The following is a 22,695-nucleotide window of genomic DNA, read 5'->3' as shown; positions in this document are numbered from 1 at the left end:
CAGCCCGCTGAAGCGTCTCCCCTCCAGCCCGCTCCCGGTTATCCACAGGCGAGCCGGCGAGACGCGGTCCGCTGCGAGGATGGTGCCCGTGACGATCCGGACCGACGCGCTCGCCCAGCTTCCCGTACGTACCGCCGTGCCCGCCCTGCTGCGGGCGCTGGACGGCCACGGCGCCGCCGTCCTGTGCGCGCCGCCCGGGACCGGCAAGACGACGCTCGTACCGCTGGCTCTGGCCGGACTGGTCGCCCCCGGCGGGAGGCCGCCCGGGGCGGACCGGCCGGTGCGACGGGTGGTGGTCGCCGAGCCGCGGCGGATCGCGGCACGGGCGGCGGCCCGGCGCATGGCGTGGCTGCTGGGCGAGTCCGTCGACGGCACCGGTGGCGGCAGCCGGGTGGGCTTCACGGTGCGTGGTGAGCGGCGTGCCGGGCCTGGCACGGTCGTGGAGGTGGTGACCACCGGGGTCCTGTTGCAGCGGCTGCAACGCGACCCGGAGCTGGCCGGAGTCGACGCGGTGGTCTTGGACGAGTGCCATGAACGGCACCTCGACGCCGACACCGCCGCCGCGTTCCTGCTGGACATACGTGCCACCCTGCGCCCTGATCTGCGGCTGGTGGCGGCCTCCGCCACAACGGACGCGGCAGGCTGGGCACGGCTGCTCGGGCACGAAGGCGGGGACGCTCCCGTGGTCGAGGCGCAGGGCGTGTCGCACCCGGTGGAGACGGTGTGGGCTCCGCCCGCCCGGCCGGTGCGGCCGCCGCACGGGATGCGCGTCGATCCGGCACTGCTGACACATGTGGCCGCCGTGGTACGCCGGGCACTGGCCGAGCGCGAAGGGGACGTGCTCTGCTTCCTGCCGGGCGTGGGCGAGATCGCACGGGTGGCGGGGCACCTGTCGGACTGCGGCGCCGAGGTGCTCCAGGTGCACGGGCGGGCTCCGGCCGCGGTGCAGGACGCGGTGCTCGCGGGCGGAGACGGCGCAGGCCGGCGCGTCGTGTTGGCGACCTCGGTCGCCGAGTCGAGCCTGACCGTGCCGGGCGTGCGGGTCGTCGTGGACAGCGGGCTCGCCCGTGAACCCCGCGTGGACCACGCCCGGGGGCTGAGCGCGCTGACGACCGTACGGGCTTCGCGCGCGTCGGCCGACCAGCGTGCGGGGCGTGCGGGGCGCGAGGCCCCGGGCGCGGTCTACCGCTGCTGGACGGAGGCTGACGACGCCCGGCTGCCGCGCTGGCCCGCCCCTGAGATCGCGGTCGCGGACCTGACCGCCTTCGCGTTGCAGGCGGCGTGCTGGGGTGACCCGGAGGCTTCCGGTCTGGCGCTCCTCGATCCGCCGCCGGGTGGTGCGATGGCCGCCGCGCGCGAAGTGCTAACGGCGACCGGCGCCGTGGACGCGGACGGCCGGGCCACGGAGCGGGGCGCCCGGATGGCCCGCATGGGCCTCCACCCCCGGCTCGCGCGCGCCCTGCTGGACGGCGCCCGCGAGATCGGGACGCGCCGGGCCGCGGAGGTCGTGGCGCTGCTCAGCGAGGAGCCGCCGCGCGAGTACGGGGACGACCTGGCGGCGGCGTGGCGTGCGGCGCGTCGCGCCGGGGACGGCTACTCCGCCCGCTGGCGACAGGAGGTACGGCGCCTGGAGCACGCGGTGGGCGCATCGGAGCCCCCGTCGCGGGACGGCTCCCGCCCGCCTGGCCAGGGCCCGGCGTCGTCACGGGGCTCAAAGACGGCGGGAGACTCAACGGCGGCGGGAGCGGGGTCGCCCGGCGTCGACGCCGCGGCGGGCCTCATCGCCGCACTCGCCTTCCCCGAGCGGGTGGCGCGGGCGCGTGGCGAAGCGGCGTATCTCATGGCGTCCGGGACGGGTGCGGAGCTCGCCGACGGATCGCGGCTGCGGAGCGCGCCATGGCTCGCGGTGGCCGTCGCGGACCGGCCGGTGAACGCGGCGTCGGCCCGGGTGCGGCTCGCCGCCGTGACCGACGAGGACACGGCCCGCAGGGCGGCCGCGGCGCTCGCCTCGTCCGGTGCAGAGGTGGGCTGGACCGATGGTGACGTCGTCGCCCGCGACGTCGAACGGCTCGGTGCGATCGAGCTGCGGGTACGGCAGCTGCCCGCGCCGGATCCCGCTCTCCTCCGGAACGCGCTCATGACGGGTCTGCGCCGCGAGGGGCTGGGACTTCTGCGCTGGACGGAGGAGGGGATACGACTGCGGGAGCGGCTGGCGTTCCTGCGCGGAGCGGTAGGCGAGCCGTGGCCGGATGTATCCGATGCCGCCCTGCTGGAGTGCACGGAGGCCTGGCTTGAGCCTGAGCTCTCCGCGGCCCGCCGACGGGCGGATCTGGCACGGCTCGACGCGGGCCGGGCGCTGACCCGGCTGCTGCCGTGGGCGACCGGTGAGGCGGCGCGCCTGGACGGTCTGGCGCCGGAGCGCATCGAGGTGCCCAGCGGGTCGCGGGTGCGTGTCGACTACGGCGGCGAGCAGCCTGTTCTGGCCGTCAAACTGCAGGAGATGTTCGGACTCGCCGAGACACCGAAGGTGGCGGGGGTGCCTGTGCTGGTCCATTTGCTCTCCCCCGCCGGGCGCCCGGCCGCGCTCACCGCCGACCTGGCGTCCTTCTGGCAGGACGGATACCGGTCGGTACGGGCGGAGTTGCGCGGCCGCTATCCGAAGCACCCGTGGCCGGAGGACCCGGTGACGGCCGCGCCGACCCGGCACACCACGGCGCGGTTCAGGAGGGGCTGAGCGACATCGAGGCGGCGGCAGGCGGCGCGGGCTCCCCACCGGCCGGGGCTCCGGGTCGGCGGCTGCGGGCTTCGAGTACGAGCGCGAGGGCGAACAGCACGGTGCCCAGACCCAGACATCCCCAGGGCAGGTAGGTGGTCAGCAGCAGGACCAGCTGCCTCTGGGACCTGACGAGATCGACGGCGTGCCGGACGTAGTCCTCGCGCATCTTGACGTGCCCGGCGAAGGCCGTCACCCGGTCGCGGTCCCCGAGCAGGGTGCCGCCGCGGAGTTCCTCCTTGTGGATCTCCTCGCCGTTGACCGGGGCCCCGGTGGTGGGTTCCACCCAGAACATGCGCTTGGTGGTGTACCACCGAGTGGTGCCCGCTTCGGCGACCGCTTCGCGGGTGACGCCGCCGACGGGGAGCTTCCTGGGCAGCGGGACCTTGGTCCACGGGATGGTCTGCTCGAAGTAGTAGACCTTGAGGCCGCGGAAGGTCCGGGTGCCCTTGTAGTGGATGGGCGCGGAGGTGCGGGTCTGCGCGTCGAAGTAGGTGTAGTCGCGCGGCTGGGTCAGGAACGGCCATTTGAACGCGATGCCCTGGCGGCGGACCGGGTCGCCGTCCACGTGCTCGCCGTCGGCGTGTACGGGGTCCTGGGTGTGGGCGTCGAAGATGTAGCGCTCCGGGATCTCGGACACCATCTTGCCGTCGGGGCCCGCGACGTAGGAGAGGGCGTCCCAGACCACGACGTCGCGGCCGGTGGTCCGTTCGATCTTCTCCGAGGCCGCCACGTTCCCGCGGAGGGTCTGGACGATGGTGATCCTGGGGACTTTCCGGGCCCGCAGGGTGCTGTAGTCGAGAAGGGTGGCGGGCTTCGCTTCGAGGACCGCCGTCTGGTACTCGTCGGCCGGGACCTTGGCCAGCCTGGGGTAGGCGTACCAGCGGATCAGCGGTGCCAGGGCGGCGAAGAAGACGGCGAAGGCGAGCAGCACCAGGCTGGCTCTGCGGCGCATGGCGAGGCCCCGTTCGGCTCAAGGGTGCTCGGGGACGGTGGTGAGCAGCGGTTCGGGGGAGGTCTCCCCGCTGGGCGCGCCGACGGCGGTCACGGTGAGGACGAGGCCGAGAGCGGCGACGAGTCCGGCGGCCGCGGCGGCGAGGGCGCGCATGTCCCCTCCCAGAACTGATGGTTCGTCAGTTGGCGAGGGAACCGTAGCAATGGGAAGCGGAGATGAGAACACGTCACACCGCCCTCGCGTCCGGTGAGACGCGAGGGCGGTGCGGTGTGGTGCCGTGTGGCGCGTGGCTTCGGGCCGGGGCCCGAGCCGGGGCGCGGCTGCGAGCGCTCGCTCAGCCGATCGACGCGGTGACGACCAGCTTGACGATGAGGGACGTGCCCTCGGGGGTGGTCAGGCGCAGCTGGAAGACGCCGGCCTGGTCGTCGGCGAAGATCTTCGGGAGGGTGAGCTTCCCCTCGGCGTCGGTCGTCAGCCCCGTCAGAGTGCGGACCGGCTGGTCCTTGGCGTCCTTGAAGAAGGGGCCGCGGTCGTTCGGCACCGGGTTGGCCGGATCCGAGGTGATCATGGTGGCGGTCACCGGGACGCCTGCCGCGGCCTTGCCCCGGTAGGTGGCCAGGATCGCGACCGGGTCGGCGAACTCCCCGCCCGTGGTGGTCTGGTGGACTGTCAGGTCCACCCGGCTCAGGGTGTCGGCCTGCGGCCGCGGCGGAGCTGTGACGGTCGCGGTGACCTCGGCGGCGGTGACGTCACGACCGACGACCGTGGCTCGTACGGTGAAGGAGCCGGTCCGCTCGCCCGCTCGCAGCTTCGGGGCGGTGGCGATCCCGCGGGCATCGGATACGGCGCTGACGCGGCGCGCGTCACCGGCGAAGACGGCATCGGTCTCGCCGCGTATCTCGTACTGGACTCGGACGCCGGCGACCGGCTTGCCCGCGGCGTCCTCGGCCCGCACCTGCGGCGAGCGGGCGAATTCCGTGCCCGCCGTCGCGGTCAGCTCACCCACGTCCACGGAGACGAGTCCGGTGACGGGCGCGGGGGCCGGGGTGCTGGGGTCGGTCGGGCCCGGAGTGGGCTTGCCTTCGCCGCCGGGAGGCGTGGAGCCGTCGCCGCCCGGGCGGGGCTTCGGGCTCGGGGGCTTGTCCTTGCCGTCGTCGCCCTTGCCGCTCTCGCCCTTGCCTCCGCCCTTGTCCTTGTTCCCGCCGTCGCCCTTGCCGCCGTCGCCCTTGTTCTTGTCCTTGTTCTTGTCCGAGGAGCCGGACGGACTGGTCCCCGAGGGCAGCACTCCGGTGCCGTCCGGCACCTCGTGCGTGCCGTTCTTGTAGAACTCGAACCAGGAAAGCACGGTCCGCAGGTACTCCTGCGAGTGGTTGTAACCGAGGATCGCGCGGTGCAGGTGGGTGGTGTCCGACAGATCGCGGCCGCCGGCGCACAGATAGCCGCCGGCGGCGAGCGCCGCGTCGTAGATGTTGTTGGGGTCCCGCTCGCCGTCGCCGTTGCCGTCCTTGCCCCAGTTCGCCCAGGTCGACGGGATGAACTGCATCGGCCCCACAGCGCGGTCGTGCGTGGTGTCGCCGTCGTACGCCCCGCCGTCGGTGTCCGTGATCCGGGCGAAGCCGTTGCCGTTGAGCTGGGGCCCGAGGATCGGCGCGCGGGTCGTGCCCTGGGCGTCGACGGCGCCGCCACGCGCCTGCCCGGACTCGACCTTGCCGATCGCGGCCAGCAGCTGCCAGGGCAGATTGCAGCCTGGCTTGGTCCTGCGCAGCTCGGCTTCCGCCTTCTTGTACGCGTCGAGGACGGTCGCGGGTATGCCCCGCTGGGCGGGCCCGGTGCCGATGGCGGGATCGTCGTCCGCCCCGGAGCCGTCGCCGGCGCCCGGCTTGTCGGGCGTCGGCAGCGGCGGCAGGTCGGTGTGGTACGACGAGCCGCCGTCGATGGGTGTGCCGGCCGGCGGGTCCACCGTCGCACCCTCGGTCTGCCGGTCCTGGTCGTGGTGGAGCGTGCCGGCGAATCCCGGAGCCTGAGAGGCGGTGAGGGCGGCCATCGCGATCGCCGCCACCGCCGTCGTCGCCGCTCCCTTGCGGAACCGCCGACCGAACCGTGCTGCCATCAGTTGTTCCCCTCCCGTCGGGCGCCGCGCATTCCCCCCACGCGTCAGCGCCTCGTGACATTACGACAACTCCCGGCGCACAGCTACCGGTCGCCGGGGCACTCAGTGGGCCGCGGACTCCCAGTCCGCGCCGAACCCGACGGACACGTCCAGCGGCGCGCGCAAGGAGACCGCCTCCCTCATCTCCTGACGCACCAGCTCCTCGACGCGTTCCCTTTCACCGGGGGCGACCTCCAGGACGATCTCGTCGTGCACCTGGAGCAGCAGCCGCGAGGCGAGCTTCTCGTGCCGCAGCGCCTCGTCCACCCTGAGCATCGCGATCTTGACGATGTCGGCGGCGGTGCCCTGGATCGGGGCGTTGAGCGCCATGCGCTCGGCCATCTCACGGCGCTGGCGGTTGTCGCTGGTGAGGTCCGGGAGATAGCGGCGGCGTCCGAGCATCGTCTCGGTGTACCCGGTGGCGCGGGCCTCCTCCACGACCCTCTGCAGATAGTCGCGCACCCCGCCGAACCGCTCGAAGAAGGTGTCCATCAGCTTGCGCGCCTCGTCGGGCGCGATGTTCAGCTGTTGGGAGAGGCCGAACGCCGACAGCCCGTAGGCCAGTCCGTACGACATCGCCTTGATCTTGCGCCGCATCTCCGGGTCGACGTCGGACTTGGGGACGGCGAACACCTGCGAGGCGACCGTGGTGTGCAGGTCCTCGCCGGAGGTGAACGCCTCGATCAGGCCCTCGTCCTCGGACAGATGCGCCATGACCCGCAGTTCGATCTGGCTGTAGTCGGCGGTCAGCAGCGACTCATAGCCCTCGCCGACGACGAACCCGCGCCGGATGGCGCGACCTTCGTCCGTACGCACCGGGATGTTCTGCAGGTTGGGGTCGGTGGAGGACAGCCGTCCGGTGGCGGCCACGGTCTGGTTGAACGTGGTGTGGATTCGGCCGCCGGGGGCGATCGTCTTGATCAGGCCCTCGACGGTGGAGCGCAGCCTGGCCTGCTCACGGTGACGGAGCATGATCACGGGCAGTTCGTGGTCGGTCTGCCCCGCGAGCCAGGCGAGCGCGTCCGCGTCCGTGGTGTACCCGGTCTTGGTCTTCTTGGTCTTGGGCAGGCCCAGCTCGCCGAAGAACACCTCCTGGAGCTGCTTGGGCGAACCGAGGTTGAACTCGTGGCCCACCGCGGCGTGCGCCTCCCGCACGGCCTGCTGCACGGCGGCGGCGAACTGCTGCTCCATACGGTCCAGCCAGGCCCGGTCGGCGGCGATGCCCGCCCGCTCCATGCGGGCCAACAGCGCGGAGGTCGGAAGCTCCACGTCGCGCAGCAGCTCGGCGGCGCCCACCTGCCGCAACCGCTCGCCGAAGGCGTCGCCGAGGTCCAGGATCGTGCGGGCCTGGACCATCAGAGCGTCCTGCTCGGCCTGCTCGTCCATACCGAAGGCCAGTTGGCCGTCCACGGCGGCCGGGGCCAGCTCACGGCCCAGGTACTCCACCGACAGCGCGTCCAGCGCGAAGGAGCGGCGCCCCGGCTTGACCAGGTACGCGGCGAGCGCGGTGTCCATCCGCACGCCCTCGACCGACCAGCCGTGCTCGGCGAAGACCCGCATCGTGCTCTTGGCGTCGTGCATCACCTTGGGCTTGCCGGGGTCGGCGATCCAGTCGGCGAACGCGCGCTCGTCGGCCTCGTCGAGCTCGGCCGGGTCGAACCAGGCGGCGGGACCGGATGCGGTCGCCAGCGCGATCTCGCTCACGCTGCCGCTGCCCAGCGCCCAGACGGCGACGGTGGCCAGGCCCAGCGGCCCGGCGCCGTGCTCCGCCAGCCACGGCGCCAGTTCGCCCGCGCCCAGTGCCACCCCGTCCACCGCGACCCCGGCGGCGGGCGGTGCCTCCTCCACGACCTCACCCGGGTCCGCGGCCATGAGCCGGTCCCGGAAGTTCTGGTGGCGGAACTCCAGCGCGTCCAGGATCACCGAGAGCGCCTGCCGGTCATACGGAGCGCGGGCCAGCGCGTCAGGGCCCACCGGCAGCTCCACATCCCGCACCAGCTCCGTCAGCTGCCGGTTGAGCTTGACGGCGTCCAGATGCTCGCGGAACTTCTCGCCAACCTTGCCCTTGACCTCGTCGGCCCGCTCCACCAGCTCCGCGAACGAGCCGAACTGGTTGATCCACTTCGCGGCCGTCTTCTCGCCGACGCCCGGGATCCCGGGGAGGTTGTCCGAGGGGTCGCCGCGCAGCGCCGCGAAGTCCGGATACTGCCGGGGACTGAGGCCGTACTTCTCCTGGACCTTCTCCGGCGTGAACCGGGTCAGCTCCGAGACGCCCTTGGTCGGGTACAGCACCGTGACCCGGTCGCTGACCAGCTGGAACGAATCCCGGTCGCCGGTGACGATCAGCACATCGAAGCCCGCGGCCTCGGCCTGGGTGGCAAGGGTGGCGATCACGTCGTCGGCCTCGAAGCCGTCCACCGCGAACCGGCGCACGTTCATCGAGTCGAGCAGTTCGCCGATCAGCTCCACCTGCCCCTTGAACTCATCCGGGGTCGTGGAGCGGTTCGCCTTGTACTCCGCGAACTCCTCCGAGCGCCAGGTCTTGCGCGAGACGTCGAAGGCGACCGCGAGATGCGTGGGCCGCTCGTCACGGAGCGTGTTCGCCAGCATCGACGCGAAGCCGTAGATCGCGTTCGTCGTCTGGCCCGTGGTGGTGTTGAAGTTCTCCGCAGGCAGCGCGAAGAACGCCCGGTACGCGAGCGAGTGGCCGTCCAGCAGCATCAGGCGGGGGCGGTCCCCCGAGCCTGCCTGCCCGGCATCCGGCGCGGTCTGATCGGTCTGCTTCGATGCTTTCTCTGCCACGCGTCCGATCCTGCCACGCCCCACTGACAATCCCGCCCACGAGCGGCGCCGGCAGCGCGGGCCGGTCCGCCGTGAAAGGATCGGGGCAGGGCACCGCCCCGACCGCCGATGCCGACGACCGCTCAAGGGAGAGCGCCATGGCAGCCAAGCCGCCCGCCGGGGACCCGGTGCAGGACGCACCCGAGGTGACCGCTCCGCAGCACGCCGCAGTCGGGCTGCCCGCCATCGGCCATGCGCTGCGCGTTTCGCAGCGGCAGATGGGCGTGCGCCGCACCGCGCTCACCCTCCTCAAGGTGAACCAGAAGGACGGCTTCGACTGCCCCGGCTGCGCCTGGCCCGAGCCGGAGAAGCGGGCCAAGGCCGAGTTCTGCGAGAACGGCGCCAAAGCCGTCGCCGAGGAGGCGACGCTGCGCCGGGTCACCCCCGATTTCTTCACCGCGCACCCCGTCGCCGACCTCGCCGGACGCAGCGGCTACTGGCTCGGGCAGCAGGGCCGTCTCACCCAGCCGATGTACCTGGCGGAGGGTGCGGATCGGTACGAGCCGGTGCCGTGGGAGCGCGCCTTCGACATCATCGCCGAGGAGCTGCACGCCCTGGGCTCACCGGACGAGGCGGTCTTCTACACCTCCGGGCGTACGAGCAACGAGGCGGCGTTCCTCTACCAGCTGTTCGCCCGCGAGTTCGGCACGAACAATCTGCCCGACTGCTCCAACATGTGCCACGAGTCCTCAGGCTCGGCGCTGACCGAGACCCTCGGGATCGGCAAGGGCAGCGTGACCCTGGAGGATCTCCACAAGGCCGACCTGATCATCGTCGCCGGGCAGAACCCGGGCACCAACCATCCGCGCATGCTCACTGCCCTGGAGAAGGCGAAAGGCAACGGCGCGCGGATCATCACCGTCAATCCGCTACCCGAAGCCGGATTGGAGCGATTCAACAATCCGCAGACCCCGCGCGGACTACTGGGCCGCGGCACCCCGATCAGCGATCTCTTCCTCCAGATCCGGATCGGCGGCGACCAGGCCCTCTTCCGGGCGCTGAACCGGATGGTCCTGGAAGCGGACGGAGGCGTGGACGAGGAGTTCGTCCGCGAACACACCCACGGTTTCGAGGAGTTCGCGGCCGCCGCCCGAGCCGCCGACTGGGACGAGACGCTGCGTGCCACCGGCCTGGAGCGCGCCGAGATCGACCAGGCACTGCGGATGGTCCTGGCCTCCAAGCGCACCATCGTCTGCTGGGCGATGGGCCTGACCCAGCACAAGCACGCCGTGCCCACCATCCGTGAGGTGGTGAACTTCCTGCTTCTGCGCGGCAACGTGGGCCGCCCGGGCGCGGGGGTCTGCCCGGTGCGCGGCCACAGCAACGTGCAGGGCGACCGCACCATGGGCATCTTCGAACGTCCGGCCCCGGCCTTCCTCGACGCGCTGGAGAAGGAGTTCGGCTTCGCGCCGCCGCGCGAGCACGGACTCGACGTCGTCCGCGCCATCCGCGCGCTGCGCGACGGACAGGCGAAGGTCTTCTTCGCCATGGGCGGCAACTTCGTCGCCGCGTCGCCCGACACCGAGGTCACCGAGGCCGCGATGCGCCGGGCCCGGCTGACCGTGCACGTCTCCACCAAGCTGAACCGCTCGCACGTGGTGACCGGCGCGCGGGCGCTGATCCTGCCCACCCTGGGCCGGACCGAGCGGGACCTGCAGGGCAGCGGCGAGCAGTTCGTCACGGTCGAGGACTCGATGGGCATGGTGCACGCCTCGCGCGGACGGCTGGAAGCGGCCAGCCCGCAGCTCCTCTCTGAGCCCTCCATCGTGTGCCGGCTGGCCCGGCGGGTCCTGGGCCCGGACAGCGGCACCCCGTGGGAGGAGTTCGAGCGGGACTACGGCCGCATCCGGGACCGGATCGCACGGGTCGTACCGGGCTTCGAGGACTTCAACGCCAAGGTCGCCCGGCCCGGCGGCTTCGCGCTGCCGCACGCGCCCCGAGACGAGCGGCGCTTCCCCACTGCCACCGGCAAGGCCAACTTCACGGCGGCGGAGGTGGAGTACCCGCGCGTGCCCGAGGGCCGGCTGCTGCTCCAGACCCTCCGCTCCCACGACCAGTACAACACCACGATCTACGGCCTCGACGACCGCTACCGGGGGATCAAAGGCGGCCGCCGGGTCGTGCTGGTGCACCCGGACGACGCCCGGGAGCTGGGGCTGGCCGACGGCGCCTACACCGACCTGGTCAGCGAGTGGACGGATGGCACCGAACGCCGGGCGCCCGGCTTCCGCGTCGTCCACTACCCCACCGCGCGCGGCTGCGCCGCGGCCTACTACCCCGAGACCAACGTCCTGATCCCTCTCGACGCCACCGCCGACACCAGCAACACCCCCGCGAGCAAGTCCGTGATCGTCCGCCTGGAACTCGCCACCCCCGTCTAAGCGTTCGGTCAGTGACCTGATAAGACGGTGCGCACGACAGTTCAGACGAACGGAGCCGGACCCATGGGCGAGCAGACCCGCGTGAAGTTCCCGCAAGAGGTCATCGACGAGTACGCGGCGCTCGGCGTCGACCTGCCCGCACTGTTCTCCGCCGGGCGGCTCGGCTCCCGTATGGGCGTGACGATCATCGAGGCTTCGGCGGAACGTGTGGTGGGCACCCTGCCCGTGGAGGGCAACACCCAGCCCTATGGACTCCTGCACGGCGGCGCTTCCGCGGTGCTCGCCGAGACCCTCGGATCCATCGGCGCGATGCTCCACGCGGGCAGCCGCAAGATCGCCGTGGGCATGGACCTCAACTGCACCCATCACCGGGGCGTCCGCTCCGGACTGGTCACCGGCGTCGCCACGCCGGTGCACCGCGGCCGCTCCACCGCGACGTACGAGATCGTGATCAGCGACGAGCAGGACCGCCGGGTGTGCAGCGCCCGGCTGACCTGCGTGCTGCGCGAGGCCGACGTCGACGGGACGCTGGCCGACATCGAACGGGCCCGCGGCGGCGCCGGACAGTGACCCGACGGCCGCGGTCTGGGCGGCACCCCAGACCGCGGACCGGCACGGCATAGCACAACGGTCACTTCCTCAACAGGGCTTTCATGGCACGCGTCGGCACGCTTCAATGCGGGGCGACACCTCCCCAGCGCGTTCGACCTGGGGACCCCCAACGGACGCCTGACATGAAGGAGTTCGCATTGCGGGCCATACGCCTGAGATCCACCTGGCAGCGGAGCGCCGTCGTCGCCGCCACAGCGACCGCCCTCGCGCTGACCGCACAGTTCCCGGCCGCCGCCATCAACTCGTACAACGCGACACCCGCCCCGGAGCGCACCGAGGTCGGCGCCCTCGTCGCCACCTGGGACAACGACGACAATCCCGCGACACCCGACCGGGTCGACTGGGTCTGCTCCGGGACCATGGTCGACGCCGACACCTTCCTGACCGCCGCGCACTGCACCACCGACTGGCCCGAGAACGTGCGGTTCTACGTCTCACTCGACCAGGACGTGCAGGCCGGACTGGACAAGGCGGCCGCGCAGCACCCGGGCGACCCGGCGGCCGTCGCCGCCGCCGTCGCGGTGCCCGGCACAGCCCACAGCCACCCCGACTACCCCGGCCCCGCCGCTGACACCCACGACATATCCGTCATCGAACTGCCGGCCGACAAGGTGAAGGCCCGCTGGTCCTTCACCCCGGCGACGCTGCCGACCGCGGGACTCTTCGACCGGCTCGGCGCACGCGGGCTGAACGACACCGACTTCACCGTGGCCGGGTACGGCACGCAGGAAGCCCAGCGCGAACCCGGCGGCCACACCCACCCCGGGGGCGGCATCCGCCTGAAGGCACCGGTGACATTCGACGCCCTCAACGACGCCTGGATCCGGCTGGCCATGACCGCACCGCAGGGTAACGGCGGCGCCTGTTACGGCGATTCGGGCGGGCCCAACTTCGCAATGGTGGACGGCAAGCGCCTGCTGGCCGCCACCACGATCACCGGCGACACCCCTTGCTACGCCACGAATGTGACGTACCGTCTGGACACTCCCGGCGCCCGCACCTTCCTCGCGCCCTACGTGAAGCTTCCCTGATCCCGCCCGGCGGCACGCGACAGCACCATTGCCGTGTGCCGCCCGCGGCTCTACCGTGCGCCCATGAGGGCCTCGCCCCGTACACCCGCCGGCGCCCACGCCCAGCCCTGCCCCCGTACGCCGGCCCGCTTCGGCCGGGCCTGCCGCCTCCTCCTCGCCGCCGCCCTGCTGGCCGGTTGCGGCGGCTCCAGCACCGGCGCGGACGACCGCGGCCCGGCGCCGGAGCCCTCCAGCCCCGAGGAGACCTGCGCGGCGCTCATCTCCTACTGGGCCCAGGAAGCGCTCACCGGCGGCAGGTGGGCAGGTCTGGACTGGGAGCAAAAAGGGCTGTCCAACCAGCAGTTGGCGATCCACGACCAGATCGTGGCGGCGGCACACGCCGAGCGCCGGCGGCGGGGCACCGAGGCCGCGAAAGAGCTCATCAAGCGCCAGGCGAAGCACCGGTGCGCCGCCGAGCGCGGCGCCACGGGCAGTTCCGAGAACTGGCGCTCCCGCCCCTGAGGCGCAGGTGAGGAGACGATGGAGGTAACACTCCGTAATGTCGACGCGATCTCCTCCGCGATCTTCCTCGGCGGTGAGATGTAGGCCACACGCATTTTCCGGACGGCCTGGGCCACCCTCCGCTCACAAGCGTCCACTCAAGCCACGACTTCTTAGCGGAACTGCAGATTCTCAGTATCTGGACTCATCGAAAACTAGCGATATGCCGGTTTTGCGCCCTCGTTTTTGCTACACAGACACCATCCGGTGACCTTCGGCATAACAAGAGCGTCACATCCTGGCCTGCACCTCTGCCTCTAATCGCCACACGCGCTTAGAGTCACGGCCAGTCACCACGCGGCCGAGTGGCGCACCGAATCTTCACAACACGCTCCACCGTCATCCGGCGAGCGATCGGCACCTCTACAGAGGAGCCGCGCCAGGGAAAGGACTCACCCGTGCGACACCGTTCCTTGCTCATACTCACCTCCGCGATCACCGCCGGAGCTCTCGGACTGTCCGCATGTGGCTCGCGGGACGAAGGCAAGAACGCCGATGACGGCGGCAAGACAACCGTGGTCATCGGCGTCGACGCCCCGCTGACCGGCTCGCTCTCCGCACTGGGCCAGGGAATCAAGAACTCCGTCGACCTCGCGGCGAAGATCGCCAACAAGAACAACGAAGTCGACGGCGTCACCTTCAAGGTCGAGTCCTACGACGACAAGGCCGTCCCCGCCTCCGGCCAGCAGAACGCCACCAAGCTCGTCGGCAACGACGACGTCCTCGGCGTCGTCGGCCCACTGAACTCCGGCGTCGCCCAGTCCATGCAGGGCGTCTTCGCCAAGGCCGACCTCGCCCAGGTCTCCCCCGCCAACACCACCCCGGACCTCACCCAGGGCCCCGGCTGGACCAGAGGCGACAAGAAGCGGCAGTTCCCCACCTACTTCCGCACCGCCACCACCGACATCATCCAGGGCCGCTTCGCCGCGCAGTACTACTACAAGGACGCCAAGAAGCGGAAAGTCTTCGTCATCGACGACAAGCAGGCCTACGGCTCCGGCCTGGCCTCGATCTTCGCCCAGGAGTTCAAGCGACTCGGCGGCAAGGTCGTCGACACCGACCACCTGACCGTCAAGGAGACCGACTTCTCCGGCATCGCCAGCAAGGTCAGGACCTCCGGAGCCGACTCGGTCTACTTCGGCGGCCAGTACCCCGAGGGCGGTCTGCTCTCCGACCAGATCAAGAAGGCCGGCGCCGACATCCCGACCATGGGCGGCGACGGCCTCTACGACCCCGCCTTCGTCAAGGCGTCCAGCGAGAGCAACGACGGCGACCTCGCCACCTCCGTCGGCTACCCCGTCGAAAAGCTCCCCTCCGCCAAGGAATTCATCAAGAACTACGACGCCCAGGGCTACAAGGACCCGTACGCGGCCTACGGCGGCTACTCCTACGACGCCGCCTGGGCGATCATCCAGGCCGTCAAGACCGTCGTCGAAGGCAACGACGGCAAGCTGCCCGACGACGCCCGCGCCAAGGTCACCGAAGCACTCAACAAGGTCTCCTTCGACGGCGTGACCGGCCAGGTCGCCTTCGACGAGTACGGCGACACCACCAACAAGCAGCTCACCGTCTACCAGGTCAAGGACGGCAAGTGGATCTCGGTCAAGAGCGACACCTTCAAGGACTGACCCCGACCCCACCCCGCACCACTTGACCTAATCCGCGCGAGGGTGCTCACCAGCACCCTCGCGCGGCCTCACATCCGACACGCTCATCGGAGGCCCTGCGGTGCACGAACTGCCGCAAACGCTGATCGACGGCCTGACCCTCGGCGCCCTCTACGGCTTGATCGCCATCGGGTACACCATGGTCTACGGCATCGTCCAGCTCATCAACTTCGCCCACGGCGAGATCTTCATGATCGGGGGCTTCGGCGCCCTCACCATCTTCCTCTGGCTCCCCAGCGGCACCGCGCTGACCCTGGCGATACCACTGATGCTCATAGGCGGCGTCGTCGCCTCGGTCGCCATCGCCACCGCCGCCGAACGCTTCGCCTACCGCCCCCTGCGTAACGCACCACGGCTGGCACCACTGATCACGGCGATCGGCCTGTCGATCACCCTCCAGCAGGTCATCTGGGCGTTCTACCCCGACGCCAAGAACCCCCGCTCCTTCCCGCAGTTCGAAGGCAAGTCCTTCGAGATCCTCGACAACCTGCACATCCAGCGGGCCGACCTCTTCCTGCTGCTCGCCGCCCCCGCCTGCATGATGGCCCTGGGCCTGTTCGTCTCCAAGAGCCGCTCCGGCCGCGCCATGCAAGCCACCGCGCAGGACCCCGACACGGCCAAGCTCATGGGCATCGACACCGACCGCATCATCGTGATGGCCTTCGCCATCGGCGGCGCCTTCGCCGCCGTCGCGGCCACCGCCCACGGCCTCAAGTACGGCCAGATCAACTTCGAGATGGGCTTCATCGCCGGCCTCAAGGCCTTCACCGCCGCCGTCCTCGGCGGCATCGGCAACATCTACGGAGCCATGCTCGGCGGCGTCGTCCTCGGCCTCGTCGAAGCCCTGGCCATCCAGTACATCGAGCACATCCCGGGCATGGAGCAGCTCGGCGGCGGCGCCTGGAAGGACGTATGGGCGTTCACCCTGCTCATCGCCGTCCTGCTGCTCAGGCCACAAGGCCTGCTCGGCGAACGCGTAGCGGACCGGGCGTGAGGGAGTCACACACATGAGCACCGACACCACCACCCCGGCCAAGACCACCACCACGGCCCCCCGCACCAACCTCTGGCGCGTCCTCACCGCCGCCGGCGGCCTGGCCACCGCGGGCAGCACCATGCTCGCCTGGACCTGGACCGCCGCCTTCCCCGGCAACCTCACCATCAACGGCTACCCCGGCGGCCTCCAGATCTTCACCCTCATCGCAGGTCTGGCCACCACCCTCCTCACCCTGGCCTCCTACGACATCAAGGGCCTGCGCTGGCTGGTACCCACCGGCGCCACCCAGGCCATCCGGCTGGCCGCCCTCGGCGCCTTCGCCACCACCTGGTTCACCGTCATCGCCATCACCGTCGACCTCGGCGGACTGGTCAACCTCGAACCAGGCGGCTACGTCGCAGCCGTCGCCTCCACCATCCCGGCCGCGGCCTCCTTCCTCATCCCCGACGACACCCGCCTGGCCAAGCGGCCCCAGAAGCTCAGCTCCTGGCTGGAAATCCTCCTCATCGTCGTCGCCTTCGCAATCGCCCTCCAGGTGATCACCTACGGCGTCGACATCGACGACGAAGAGAGCCAGGAATTCATCGGCTACCTCATCACCGTCGGATTCGGCACCGCAGCCCTGCACAAGGCAGGCCTCGTCGCCCGCCTCTCCGCCCTCACCCAGAACAACCGGACCGCCACCGCCGCCGCGGCCTTCGCGGCCGCCGCCGCATTCCCCTTCACCCAAACCGACGACCAGTACCTCCAACTCGGCGTCAGCATCCTCATCTTCGCGACCGTCGCGCTCGGCCTGAACGTCGTCGTCGGCCTCGCCGGCCTGCTCGACCTCGGCTACGTCGCCTTCCTCGGCGTCGGCGCCTACACCGCCGCCCTGGTCTCCGGATCCACCGCCTCCACCCTGGACGTCCACTTCCCCTTCTGGGCCGCCGTCCTCGCCGGAGCCCTCGCCGCCCTGGTCTTCGGCGTCGTCATCGGCGCACCCACCCTGCGGCTGCGCGGCGACTACCTCGCCATCGTCACCCTCGGCTTCGGAGAAATCTTCCGCATCGTCGTCAACAACCTCGACGGCGACTCCGGCCCCAGCCTCACCAACGGCCCCAACGGCGTCCCCAACATCCCCGACCTCGTCATCTTCGGATACGACTTCGGCGAAACCCACACCATCGGCAGCTTCGAACTCGGCTCATTCGCCAACTACTACCTGCTGATGCTGCTGTTCACCGTCCTCGTCGTCATGGTCTTCAGCCGGGCCGGAAACTCCCGCATCGGCCGCGCCTGGGTCGCCATCCGCGAAGACGAGACCGCCGCCACCGCCATGGGCATCAACGGCTTCCGACTCAAGCTCATCGCCTTCGCCCTCGGCGCCACCCTCGCCGGCGTCGCCGGCACCGTCTGGGCCCACACCCAATACACCGTCGTGCCCGAACAGTACGTATTCACCGGACCCGTGGCACCCAACTCCGCCTTCCTGCTCGCCGCGGTCATCCTCGGCGGCATGGGCACCATCAGCGGCCCCCTCCTCGGCGCCGCCCTGCTCTTCCTCATCCCCGAGAAACTCACCTTCCTCCAGGACTACCAGCTGCTCGCCTTCGGTATCGCACTGATCCTGCTCATGCGCTTCCGCCCCGAAGGGCTCATCCCCAACCGACGGCAGCAACTCGAATACCACGAGACCGACCAGCTCGACGTGCCCACCAAGGGCCTGGACGACGCAGCCGTCGGCGTCACCAAGGCGGAGGCGTGACCGATATGACGCACACAGCGCCCGAGACCACCACCAAGGACACCACCCCCGTCCTCGACGCCAGCGGCGTCACCATGCGCTTCGGCGGACTCACCGCCGTACGCTCCGTCGACCTCACCGTCCACCCCGGCGAGATCGTCGGCCTCATCGGCCCCAACGGCGCCGGCAAGACCACCTTCTTCAACTGCCTGACCGGGCTGTACATTCCCACCGAGGGCACCGTGTCCTACCGCGGCACCGTGCTCCCGCCCAAACCCCACCTGGTCACCCAGGCCGGCATCGCCCGCACCTTCCAGAACATCCGGCTCTTCGCCAACATGACCGTCCTGGAAAACGTGCTCGTCGGACGGCACACCCGCACCAGAGAAGGCCTCTGGTCCGCCCTCCTCCGCGGCCCCGGATTCAAACGAGCCGAAGCCGCCTCCACACGCCGCGCCATGGAACTGCTGGAGTTCACCGGCCTCGCCCACAAGGCCGACCACCTCTCCCGCAACCTCCCCTACGGCGAACAGCGGAAACTGGAGATCGCCCGAGCACTCGCCAGCGACCCCGGCCTGCTCCTCCTCGACGAGCCCACGGCCGGCATGAACCCGCAGGAGACCCGGGCCGCCGAAGAACTCATCTTCGCCATCCGGGACCAGGGCATCGCCGTCCTCGTCATCGAGCACGACATGCGCTTCATCTTCAACCTCTGCGACCGCGTCGCCTGCCTCGTCCAGGGCGAAAAGCTCATCGAAGGCACACCCAGCGTCGTCCAAGGCGACGAACGCGTCGTCGCCGCCTACCTCGGCACCCCCTTCGAAGGCGCGCCCGGCGCGGCCGAAGCAGCAGAAGTCGAAGCCGCCGAAGCGCAGCAGAGCACCACCGCACGCACGGAGGACCCACAGTGACCGCACTCCTTGAGGTCGAGGACCTCCGGGTCGCCTACGGCAAGATCGAAGCCGTCAAAGGCATCTCATTCAGCGTCGAAACCGGTCAAGTCGTCACCCTCATCGGAACCAACGGCGCCGGCAAGACCACCACACTGCGCACCCTCTCGGGACTCCTCAAGCCACTCAGCGGCCGCGTACTCTTCGACGGCAAACCGCTGACCGGAGTCCCCGCACACAAGATCGTCGCACTGGGCCTCGCCCACTCCCCCGAAGGCCGGCACATCTTCCCCCGGCTCACCATCGCCGAAAACCTCCAGCTCGGCGCCTTCCTCCGGAAGGACAGCGACGGCATCGCCAAGGACATCGAGCGCGCCTACGAGCTCTTCCCCATCCTCGGCGAACGCAGGAGCCAGGCCGCCGGCACCCTCTCCGGCGGCGAACAGCAGATGCTCGCCATGGGCCGCGCCCTGATGTCACGGCCCAAGCTGCTGATGCTGGACGAACCGTCGATGGGCCTGTCGCCGATCATGATGCAGAAGATCATGGCAACCATCAGCGAACTGAAGTCCCAGGGCACGACCATCCTGCTGGTGGAGCAGAACGCACAGGCCGCACTGTCGCTCGCCGACCAGGGCCATGTGATGGAGATCGGCAAGATCGTACTGTCGGGCTCGGGCGAGTCACTGCTGCACGACGAGTCCGTACGGAAGGCGTATCTGGGCGAGGACTGAGCCCCCCCGGCAGCACACGCGCAGGGGCCCGCACCGTCGGATCGGCGGTGCGGGCCCCTGCGCTCGCGTACGTACGCGCCTACTGCCGCCCTACTGCTCCTTGGCGTCCTTGGCGGCCTTCTTCTCCTCGGCGTCCTCGATCACGGCCTCCGCCACCTGCTGCATCGACAGCCGACGATCCATCGACGTCTTCTGGATCCAACGGAACGCGGCCGGCTCCGTCAGCCCGTACTGCGTCTGCAGAACACTCTTGGCCCGGTCGACGAGCTTCCGCGTCTCCAGCCGTTGCGAGAGGTCCGAGACCTCCTTCTCCAGCGCCTTGAGCTCCGCGAACCGAGACACGGCCATCTCGATCGCCGGAACCACATCGCTCTTGCTGAACGGCTTCACCAGATACGCCATCGCACCGGCGTCCCGCGCGCGCTCCACCAGCTCACGCTGCGAGAAGGCGGTCAGCATCAGAACGGGTGCGATGCTGTCCGCGGCGATCCGCTCGGCCGCGGAGATCCCATCGAGGACCGGCATCTTCACATCGAGGATCACCAGATCGGGCCGGTGCTCCTGGGCGAGCGCGACGGCCGTCTCGCCGTCGCCCGCTTCACCGACGACGGAGTACCCCTCTTCTTCGAGCATCTCTTTCAGGTCGAGGCGGATGAGGGCCTCGTCCTCGGCGATGACGACGCGGGTGGTGTGCGGGGGGACGTGCGGCTGCGCGTCGGGGGCGTCAGTGGCGCTCACTGTGCTCCTCGCTTCTGGGCAGGTGGGGCACCATGAGCCTACCTAGCAGCGAGCGCCTGGCGGCACAGGGTACGCTTACGGCGGCACAACCGGCCCGGTTGGTGGAACTGGTCAGACACGCGGCGCTCAAACCGCCGTGCCCTTTGGGGCATGTGGGTTCGAATCCCACACCGGGCACCCTGATCCGCACGAAGCGGAACCTCGCCTTCTCGTGAACCTTGGTCGTTCCGCCTCCGCGAGCGACCCCAATCACGCAGTGTTGCCCCATGCGTACACATGGCACCGAAGTGCGACGGCAGGCGCTCACTCTGCTCCGCTCCGGAGGCAAGAGCTCGGACGTCGCGCGAGCATTGGGCCTACCACCCGGAACCGTCCGCTCGTGGCTTCACCTCGACCGCGCGAAGCGAGGCATGCTCCCAGGCAGCCCCGAGCGCCTATGCCCGCGCTGCGACGGCCGGGCGCTGGACGAAGCAGCATATGCGTACCTGCTCGGCCTCTACCTTGGCGACGGCCACATCATGCACTACCACAAGCATCGAGTGCCGAGCCTCTCCATCGCATGCAGCAACACATGGCCCGGACTCATAGACAGGGCCTCGGCGGCCGTCCGCGCAGTCCTCCCCGACAACAAGGCATGCAGGGTTCGCAGTACGGGCTGCACCTACGTAAAGGTGTACTCCAAGCACCTATCCTGCCTCTTCCCTCAGCACGGTGCAGGTAAGAAACACGAGCGCCCTATCGCCCTGGAACCCTGGCAACAGAGGCTTGTGGACATTCACCCCTGGGAGTTCGTCCGTGGCTTGATCCACTCCGATGGCTCACGGATCACCAACTGGACCACCCGCGTCATCGGCGGTGAGCGCAAGCGCTACGAGTACCCCCGGTACTTCTTCACCAACGCATCCGAGGACATCACCCGGCTCTTCACCGACACTCTCGACAAGCTCGGGGTCGAGTGGAAGCCCACTCGCCAGAGCCGCAAAGCACAGAACATCTCCGTGGCGCGGCGCGCCTCCGTGGCGCTCATGGACGCGCACATCGGGCCCAAGTACTGACTCCGCATGCACTAAGCCCCCGCTGAACGGAGCGGGGGCTCGAAAGGGGCGCGCGGGTTATCGGGGCGAGACGGCTTCGCCGATGTGGTGGACGCGGACCAGGTTCGTGGAGCCGGAGACTCCGGGCGGGGAGCCTGCTGTGATGATCACGGTGTCGCCCTCGCGGCAGCGGCCGATGCGCAGGAGTTCCTCGTCTACCTGTTTGACCATCTCGTCCGTTGTGTCGACCTTTGGACCGAGGAAGGTTTCCACTCCCCAGGTGAGGTTGAGCTGGGAGCGGGTGGCCGGTTCGGGGGTGAAGGCGAGGAGGGGGATGGGTGAGCGGTAGCGGGACAGGCGGCGGACGGTGTCTCCGCTCTGGGTGAAGGCGACGAGGAATTTCGCGCCGAGGAAGTCGCCCATTTCGGCTGCGGCGCGGGCGACGGCGCCGCCCTGGGTGCGGGGTTTGCTGCGTTCGGTGAGTGGGGGCAGGCCCTTGGCGAGGATGTCCTGCTCGGCGGCGGCGACGATGCGGCCCATGGTCTTGACCGTGCCGACGGGGTATTTGCCGACGCTGGTCTCGCCGGAGAGCATGACGGCGTCGGTGCCGTCGATGACGGCGTTGGCGACGTCGGAGGCTTCGGCGCGGGTGGGGCGGGAGTTGTCGATCATGGAGTCGAGCATCTGGGTGGCGACGATGACCGGTTTGGCGTTTCGCTTGGCCAGTTTGATGGCGCGTTTCTGAACCATCGGGACCTGTTCGAGTGGCATTTCGACGCCGAGGTCGCCGCGGGCGACCATGATGCCGTCGAAGGCGTCGACGATGGCGTCGAGGTTCTCGACGGCTTGGGGCTTCTCGATCTTGGCGATGACGGGGAGCCGTCGTTCCTCTTCGGCCATGATGCGGTGGACGTCGATGACGTCGTCGGCGTTGCGTACGAAGGACAGGGCGATGACGTCGGCTCCGGTGCGCAGCGCCCAGCGCAGGTCTTCGACGTCCTTGTCGGAGAGGGCGGGGACGGAGACGGCGACGCCTGGGAGGTTGAGGCCTTTGTGGTCGGAGATCATCCCTCCTTCGATGACGATGGTGTTGACGCGGGGGCCGTCGACGTTGACGACTTCGAGGGTGACACGGCCGTCGTCGACGAGGATGCGTTCGCCTTTGCTGACGTCGGCGGCGAGGCCGGTGTAGGTGGTGCCGCAGCGGTGGCGGTCGCCTTCGATCTTCTCGACGGTGATGGTGAACTCGTCGCCGCGTTCAAGGAGTACGGGGCCTTCGCGGAATCGGCCGAGGCGGATCTTCGGGCCTTGAAGGTCTGCGAGGACTCCGACACTGCGGCCGGTCTCGTTGGAGGCTTTGCGCACCCGGCGGTACCGCTCCTCGTGTTCGGCGTAGGTGCCGTGGCTGAGGTTGAAGCGGGCGACGTCCATTCCTGCCTCGACGAGTGCCTTGATCTGCTCGTACGAGTCTGTCGCTGGTCCTAGGGTGCAGACGATTTTTGCTCGGCGCATGTTTCGAGCCTATGACTTACCGGCCGGTAGAGAGCGGTGTACGCCCTACTGCCCAACGGCCTTTGGGTTAAGGGCTATTGACAACTTCTGAAACGTGCACGGGGGTGCTCCGATG

At 69.9% G+C, this 22,695-nt stretch carries 17 protein-coding genes and 1 tRNA gene; 12 read left to right on the top strand and 6 right to left on the bottom strand.

The window, feature by feature from the left end:
- The first annotated feature begins 79 nt into the window (after positions 1-79).
- Positions 80-2,734, top strand: a complete 2,655-nt coding sequence (gene hrpB, locus ACQUSR_RS25705; protein WP_431044982.1) for an ATP-dependent helicase HrpB — start codon at positions 80-82, stop codon at positions 2,732-2,734.
- Here the strand turns inward: hrpB and ACQUSR_RS25700 are convergent.
- The 4 genes from ACQUSR_RS25700 to polA all read right to left on the bottom strand — a co-directional run bounded on the left by ACQUSR_RS25700 (position 2,721) and on the right by polA (position 8,679).
- Entirely contained in the window at positions 2,721-3,728 is a 1,008-nt protein-coding gene (locus ACQUSR_RS25700) for a DUF3068 domain-containing protein (RefSeq protein WP_431044981.1), read from the bottom strand. The two genes, hrpB and ACQUSR_RS25700, sit on opposite strands and share 14 nt — an antisense overlap.
- Positions 3,729-3,746: 18 nt before the next feature.
- Positions 3,747-3,881, bottom strand: coding sequence for an SPW_0924 family protein (locus tag ACQUSR_RS25695; protein WP_431044980.1), 135 nt, complete (start codon positions 3,879-3,881; stop codon positions 3,747-3,749).
- A gap of 181 nt (positions 3,882-4,062) precedes the next feature.
- The gene (locus tag ACQUSR_RS25690) at positions 4,063-5,838 is read right to left on the bottom strand and encodes a lytic murein transglycosylase (protein ID WP_431044979.1); all 1,776 of its coding nucleotides are present in this window, start codon (positions 5,836-5,838) and stop codon (positions 4,063-4,065) included.
- A 102-nt stretch (positions 5,839-5,940) separates the two neighbouring features.
- Entirely contained in the window at positions 5,941-8,679 is a 2,739-nt protein-coding gene (gene polA, locus ACQUSR_RS25685) for a DNA polymerase I (protein WP_431044978.1), read from the bottom strand.
- A 137-nt stretch (positions 8,680-8,816) separates the two neighbouring features.
- Between polA and ACQUSR_RS25680 the strand changes: the two genes are divergently transcribed.
- From ACQUSR_RS25680 to ACQUSR_RS25640, 9 genes are all read left to right on the top strand, one after another.
- Positions 8,817-11,099 (top strand): FdhF/YdeP family oxidoreductase, encoded by a 2,283-nt coding sequence (locus ACQUSR_RS25680; RefSeq protein ID WP_431044977.1) that lies wholly within the window; start codon positions 8,817-8,819, stop codon positions 11,097-11,099.
- 63 nt (positions 11,100-11,162) lie between these two features.
- Positions 11,163-11,669, top strand: a complete 507-nt coding sequence (locus tag ACQUSR_RS25675; protein ID WP_431044976.1) for a PaaI family thioesterase — start codon at positions 11,163-11,165, stop codon at positions 11,667-11,669.
- A gap of 164 nt (positions 11,670-11,833) precedes the next feature.
- On the top strand, positions 11,834-12,742 hold the full coding sequence (locus ACQUSR_RS25670) for a trypsin-like serine protease (protein WP_431044975.1): 909 nt from the start codon (positions 11,834-11,836) through the stop codon (positions 12,740-12,742).
- 63 nt (positions 12,743-12,805) lie between these two features.
- Positions 12,806-13,243, top strand: coding sequence for a hypothetical protein (locus ACQUSR_RS25665; RefSeq protein ID WP_431044974.1), 438 nt, complete (start codon positions 12,806-12,808; stop codon positions 13,241-13,243).
- Between the two features lie 437 nt (positions 13,244-13,680).
- Complete coding sequence (locus ACQUSR_RS25660) at positions 13,681-14,910, top strand: branched-chain amino acid ABC transporter substrate-binding protein (protein WP_431044973.1); 1,230 nt, start codon at positions 13,681-13,683, stop codon at positions 14,908-14,910.
- Between the two features lie 100 nt (positions 14,911-15,010).
- Positions 15,011-15,943 (top strand): branched-chain amino acid ABC transporter permease, encoded by a 933-nt coding sequence (locus tag ACQUSR_RS25655; protein ID WP_431044972.1) that lies wholly within the window; start codon positions 15,011-15,013, stop codon positions 15,941-15,943.
- A gap of 13 nt (positions 15,944-15,956) precedes the next feature.
- Positions 15,957-17,693: a branched-chain amino acid ABC transporter permease gene (locus ACQUSR_RS25650; RefSeq protein ID WP_431044971.1), complete on the top strand. Its 1,737-nt coding sequence runs from the start codon at positions 15,957-15,959 to the stop codon at positions 17,691-17,693.
- Between the two features lie 5 nt (positions 17,694-17,698).
- Positions 17,699-18,583 carry an ABC transporter ATP-binding protein gene (locus ACQUSR_RS25645; protein ID WP_431044970.1) on the top strand — a complete coding sequence of 295 codons (885 nt, stop codon included), beginning with the start codon at positions 17,699-17,701 and terminating at the stop codon, positions 18,581-18,583.
- Positions 18,580-19,296 (top strand): ABC transporter ATP-binding protein, encoded by a 717-nt coding sequence (locus ACQUSR_RS25640; RefSeq protein ID WP_431044969.1) that lies wholly within the window; start codon positions 18,580-18,582, stop codon positions 19,294-19,296. The genes ACQUSR_RS25645 and ACQUSR_RS25640 overlap by 4 nt, the downstream gene beginning before the upstream one ends.
- A gap of 90 nt (positions 19,297-19,386) precedes the next feature.
- Here the strand turns inward: ACQUSR_RS25640 and ACQUSR_RS25635 are convergent, their stop codons facing one another.
- Positions 19,387-20,034: an ANTAR domain-containing response regulator gene (locus ACQUSR_RS25635; RefSeq protein WP_431044968.1), complete on the bottom strand. Its 648-nt coding sequence runs from the start codon at positions 20,032-20,034 to the stop codon at positions 19,387-19,389.
- A gap of 92 nt (positions 20,035-20,126) precedes the next feature.
- Between ACQUSR_RS25635 and ACQUSR_RS25630 the strand changes: the two genes are divergently transcribed.
- Together ACQUSR_RS25630 and ACQUSR_RS25625 are read left to right on the top strand one after the other, a co-directional pair.
- A tRNA-Leu gene (locus ACQUSR_RS25630) sits at positions 20,127-20,211 on the top strand.
- 89 nt (positions 20,212-20,300) lie between these two features.
- Complete coding sequence (locus tag ACQUSR_RS25625) at positions 20,301-21,089, top strand: helix-turn-helix domain-containing protein (protein WP_431044967.1); 789 nt, start codon at positions 20,301-20,303, stop codon at positions 21,087-21,089.
- A 57-nt stretch (positions 21,090-21,146) separates the two neighbouring features.
- On the opposite strand, the gene pyk is transcribed toward ACQUSR_RS25625, so the two are convergent.
- Positions 21,147-22,580, bottom strand: a complete 1,434-nt coding sequence (gene pyk / locus ACQUSR_RS25620) for a pyruvate kinase (RefSeq protein ID WP_431044966.1) — start codon at positions 22,578-22,580, stop codon at positions 21,147-21,149.
- Positions 22,581-22,695 lie beyond the last annotated feature (115 nt).

This window comes from Streptomyces sp. P1-3, assembly GCF_050613155.1.
Classification (GTDB): domain Bacteria; phylum Actinomycetota; class Actinomycetes; order Streptomycetales; family Streptomycetaceae; genus Streptomyces.
Note: the sequence above shows the minus strand (reverse complement) of the source record. Positions and strands in the feature narration are given on the sequence as shown.

What these genes read in the sequence shown, in the direction of transcription:
- hrpB (WP_431044982.1), top strand. Translation starts at nt 80, where the DNA reads ATGGTGCCCGTGACGATCCGGACCGACGCGCTCGCCCAGCTTCCCGTA.
- ACQUSR_RS25700 (WP_431044981.1), bottom strand. Translation starts at nt 3,728, where the DNA reads ATGCGCCGCAGAGCCAGCCTGGTGCTGCTCGCCTTCGCCGTCTTCTTC.
- ACQUSR_RS25695 (WP_431044980.1), bottom strand. Translation starts at nt 3,881, where the DNA reads ATGCGCGCCCTCGCCGCCGCGGCCGCCGGACTCGTCGCCGCTCTCGGC.
- ACQUSR_RS25690 (WP_431044979.1), bottom strand. Translation starts at nt 5,838, where the DNA reads ATGGCAGCACGGTTCGGTCGGCGGTTCCGCAAGGGAGCGGCGACGACG.
- ACQUSR_RS25680 (WP_431044977.1), top strand. Translation starts at nt 8,817, where the DNA reads ATGGCAGCCAAGCCGCCCGCCGGGGACCCGGTGCAGGACGCACCCGAG.
- ACQUSR_RS25675 (WP_431044976.1), top strand. Translation starts at nt 11,163, where the DNA reads ATGGGCGAGCAGACCCGCGTGAAGTTCCCGCAAGAGGTCATCGACGAG.
- ACQUSR_RS25670 (WP_431044975.1), top strand. Translation starts at nt 11,834, where the DNA reads ATGAAGGAGTTCGCATTGCGGGCCATACGCCTGAGATCCACCTGGCAG.
- ACQUSR_RS25665 (WP_431044974.1), top strand. Translation starts at nt 12,806, where the DNA reads ATGAGGGCCTCGCCCCGTACACCCGCCGGCGCCCACGCCCAGCCCTGC.
- ACQUSR_RS25650 (WP_431044971.1), top strand. Translation starts at nt 15,957, where the DNA reads ATGAGCACCGACACCACCACCCCGGCCAAGACCACCACCACGGCCCCC.
- ACQUSR_RS25645 (WP_431044970.1), top strand. Translation starts at nt 17,699, where the DNA reads ATGACGCACACAGCGCCCGAGACCACCACCAAGGACACCACCCCCGTC.
- ACQUSR_RS25625 (WP_431044967.1), top strand. Translation starts at nt 20,301, where the DNA reads ATGCGTACACATGGCACCGAAGTGCGACGGCAGGCGCTCACTCTGCTC.
- pyk (WP_431044966.1), bottom strand. Translation starts at nt 22,580, where the DNA reads ATGCGCCGAGCAAAAATCGTCTGCACCCTAGGACCAGCGACAGACTCG.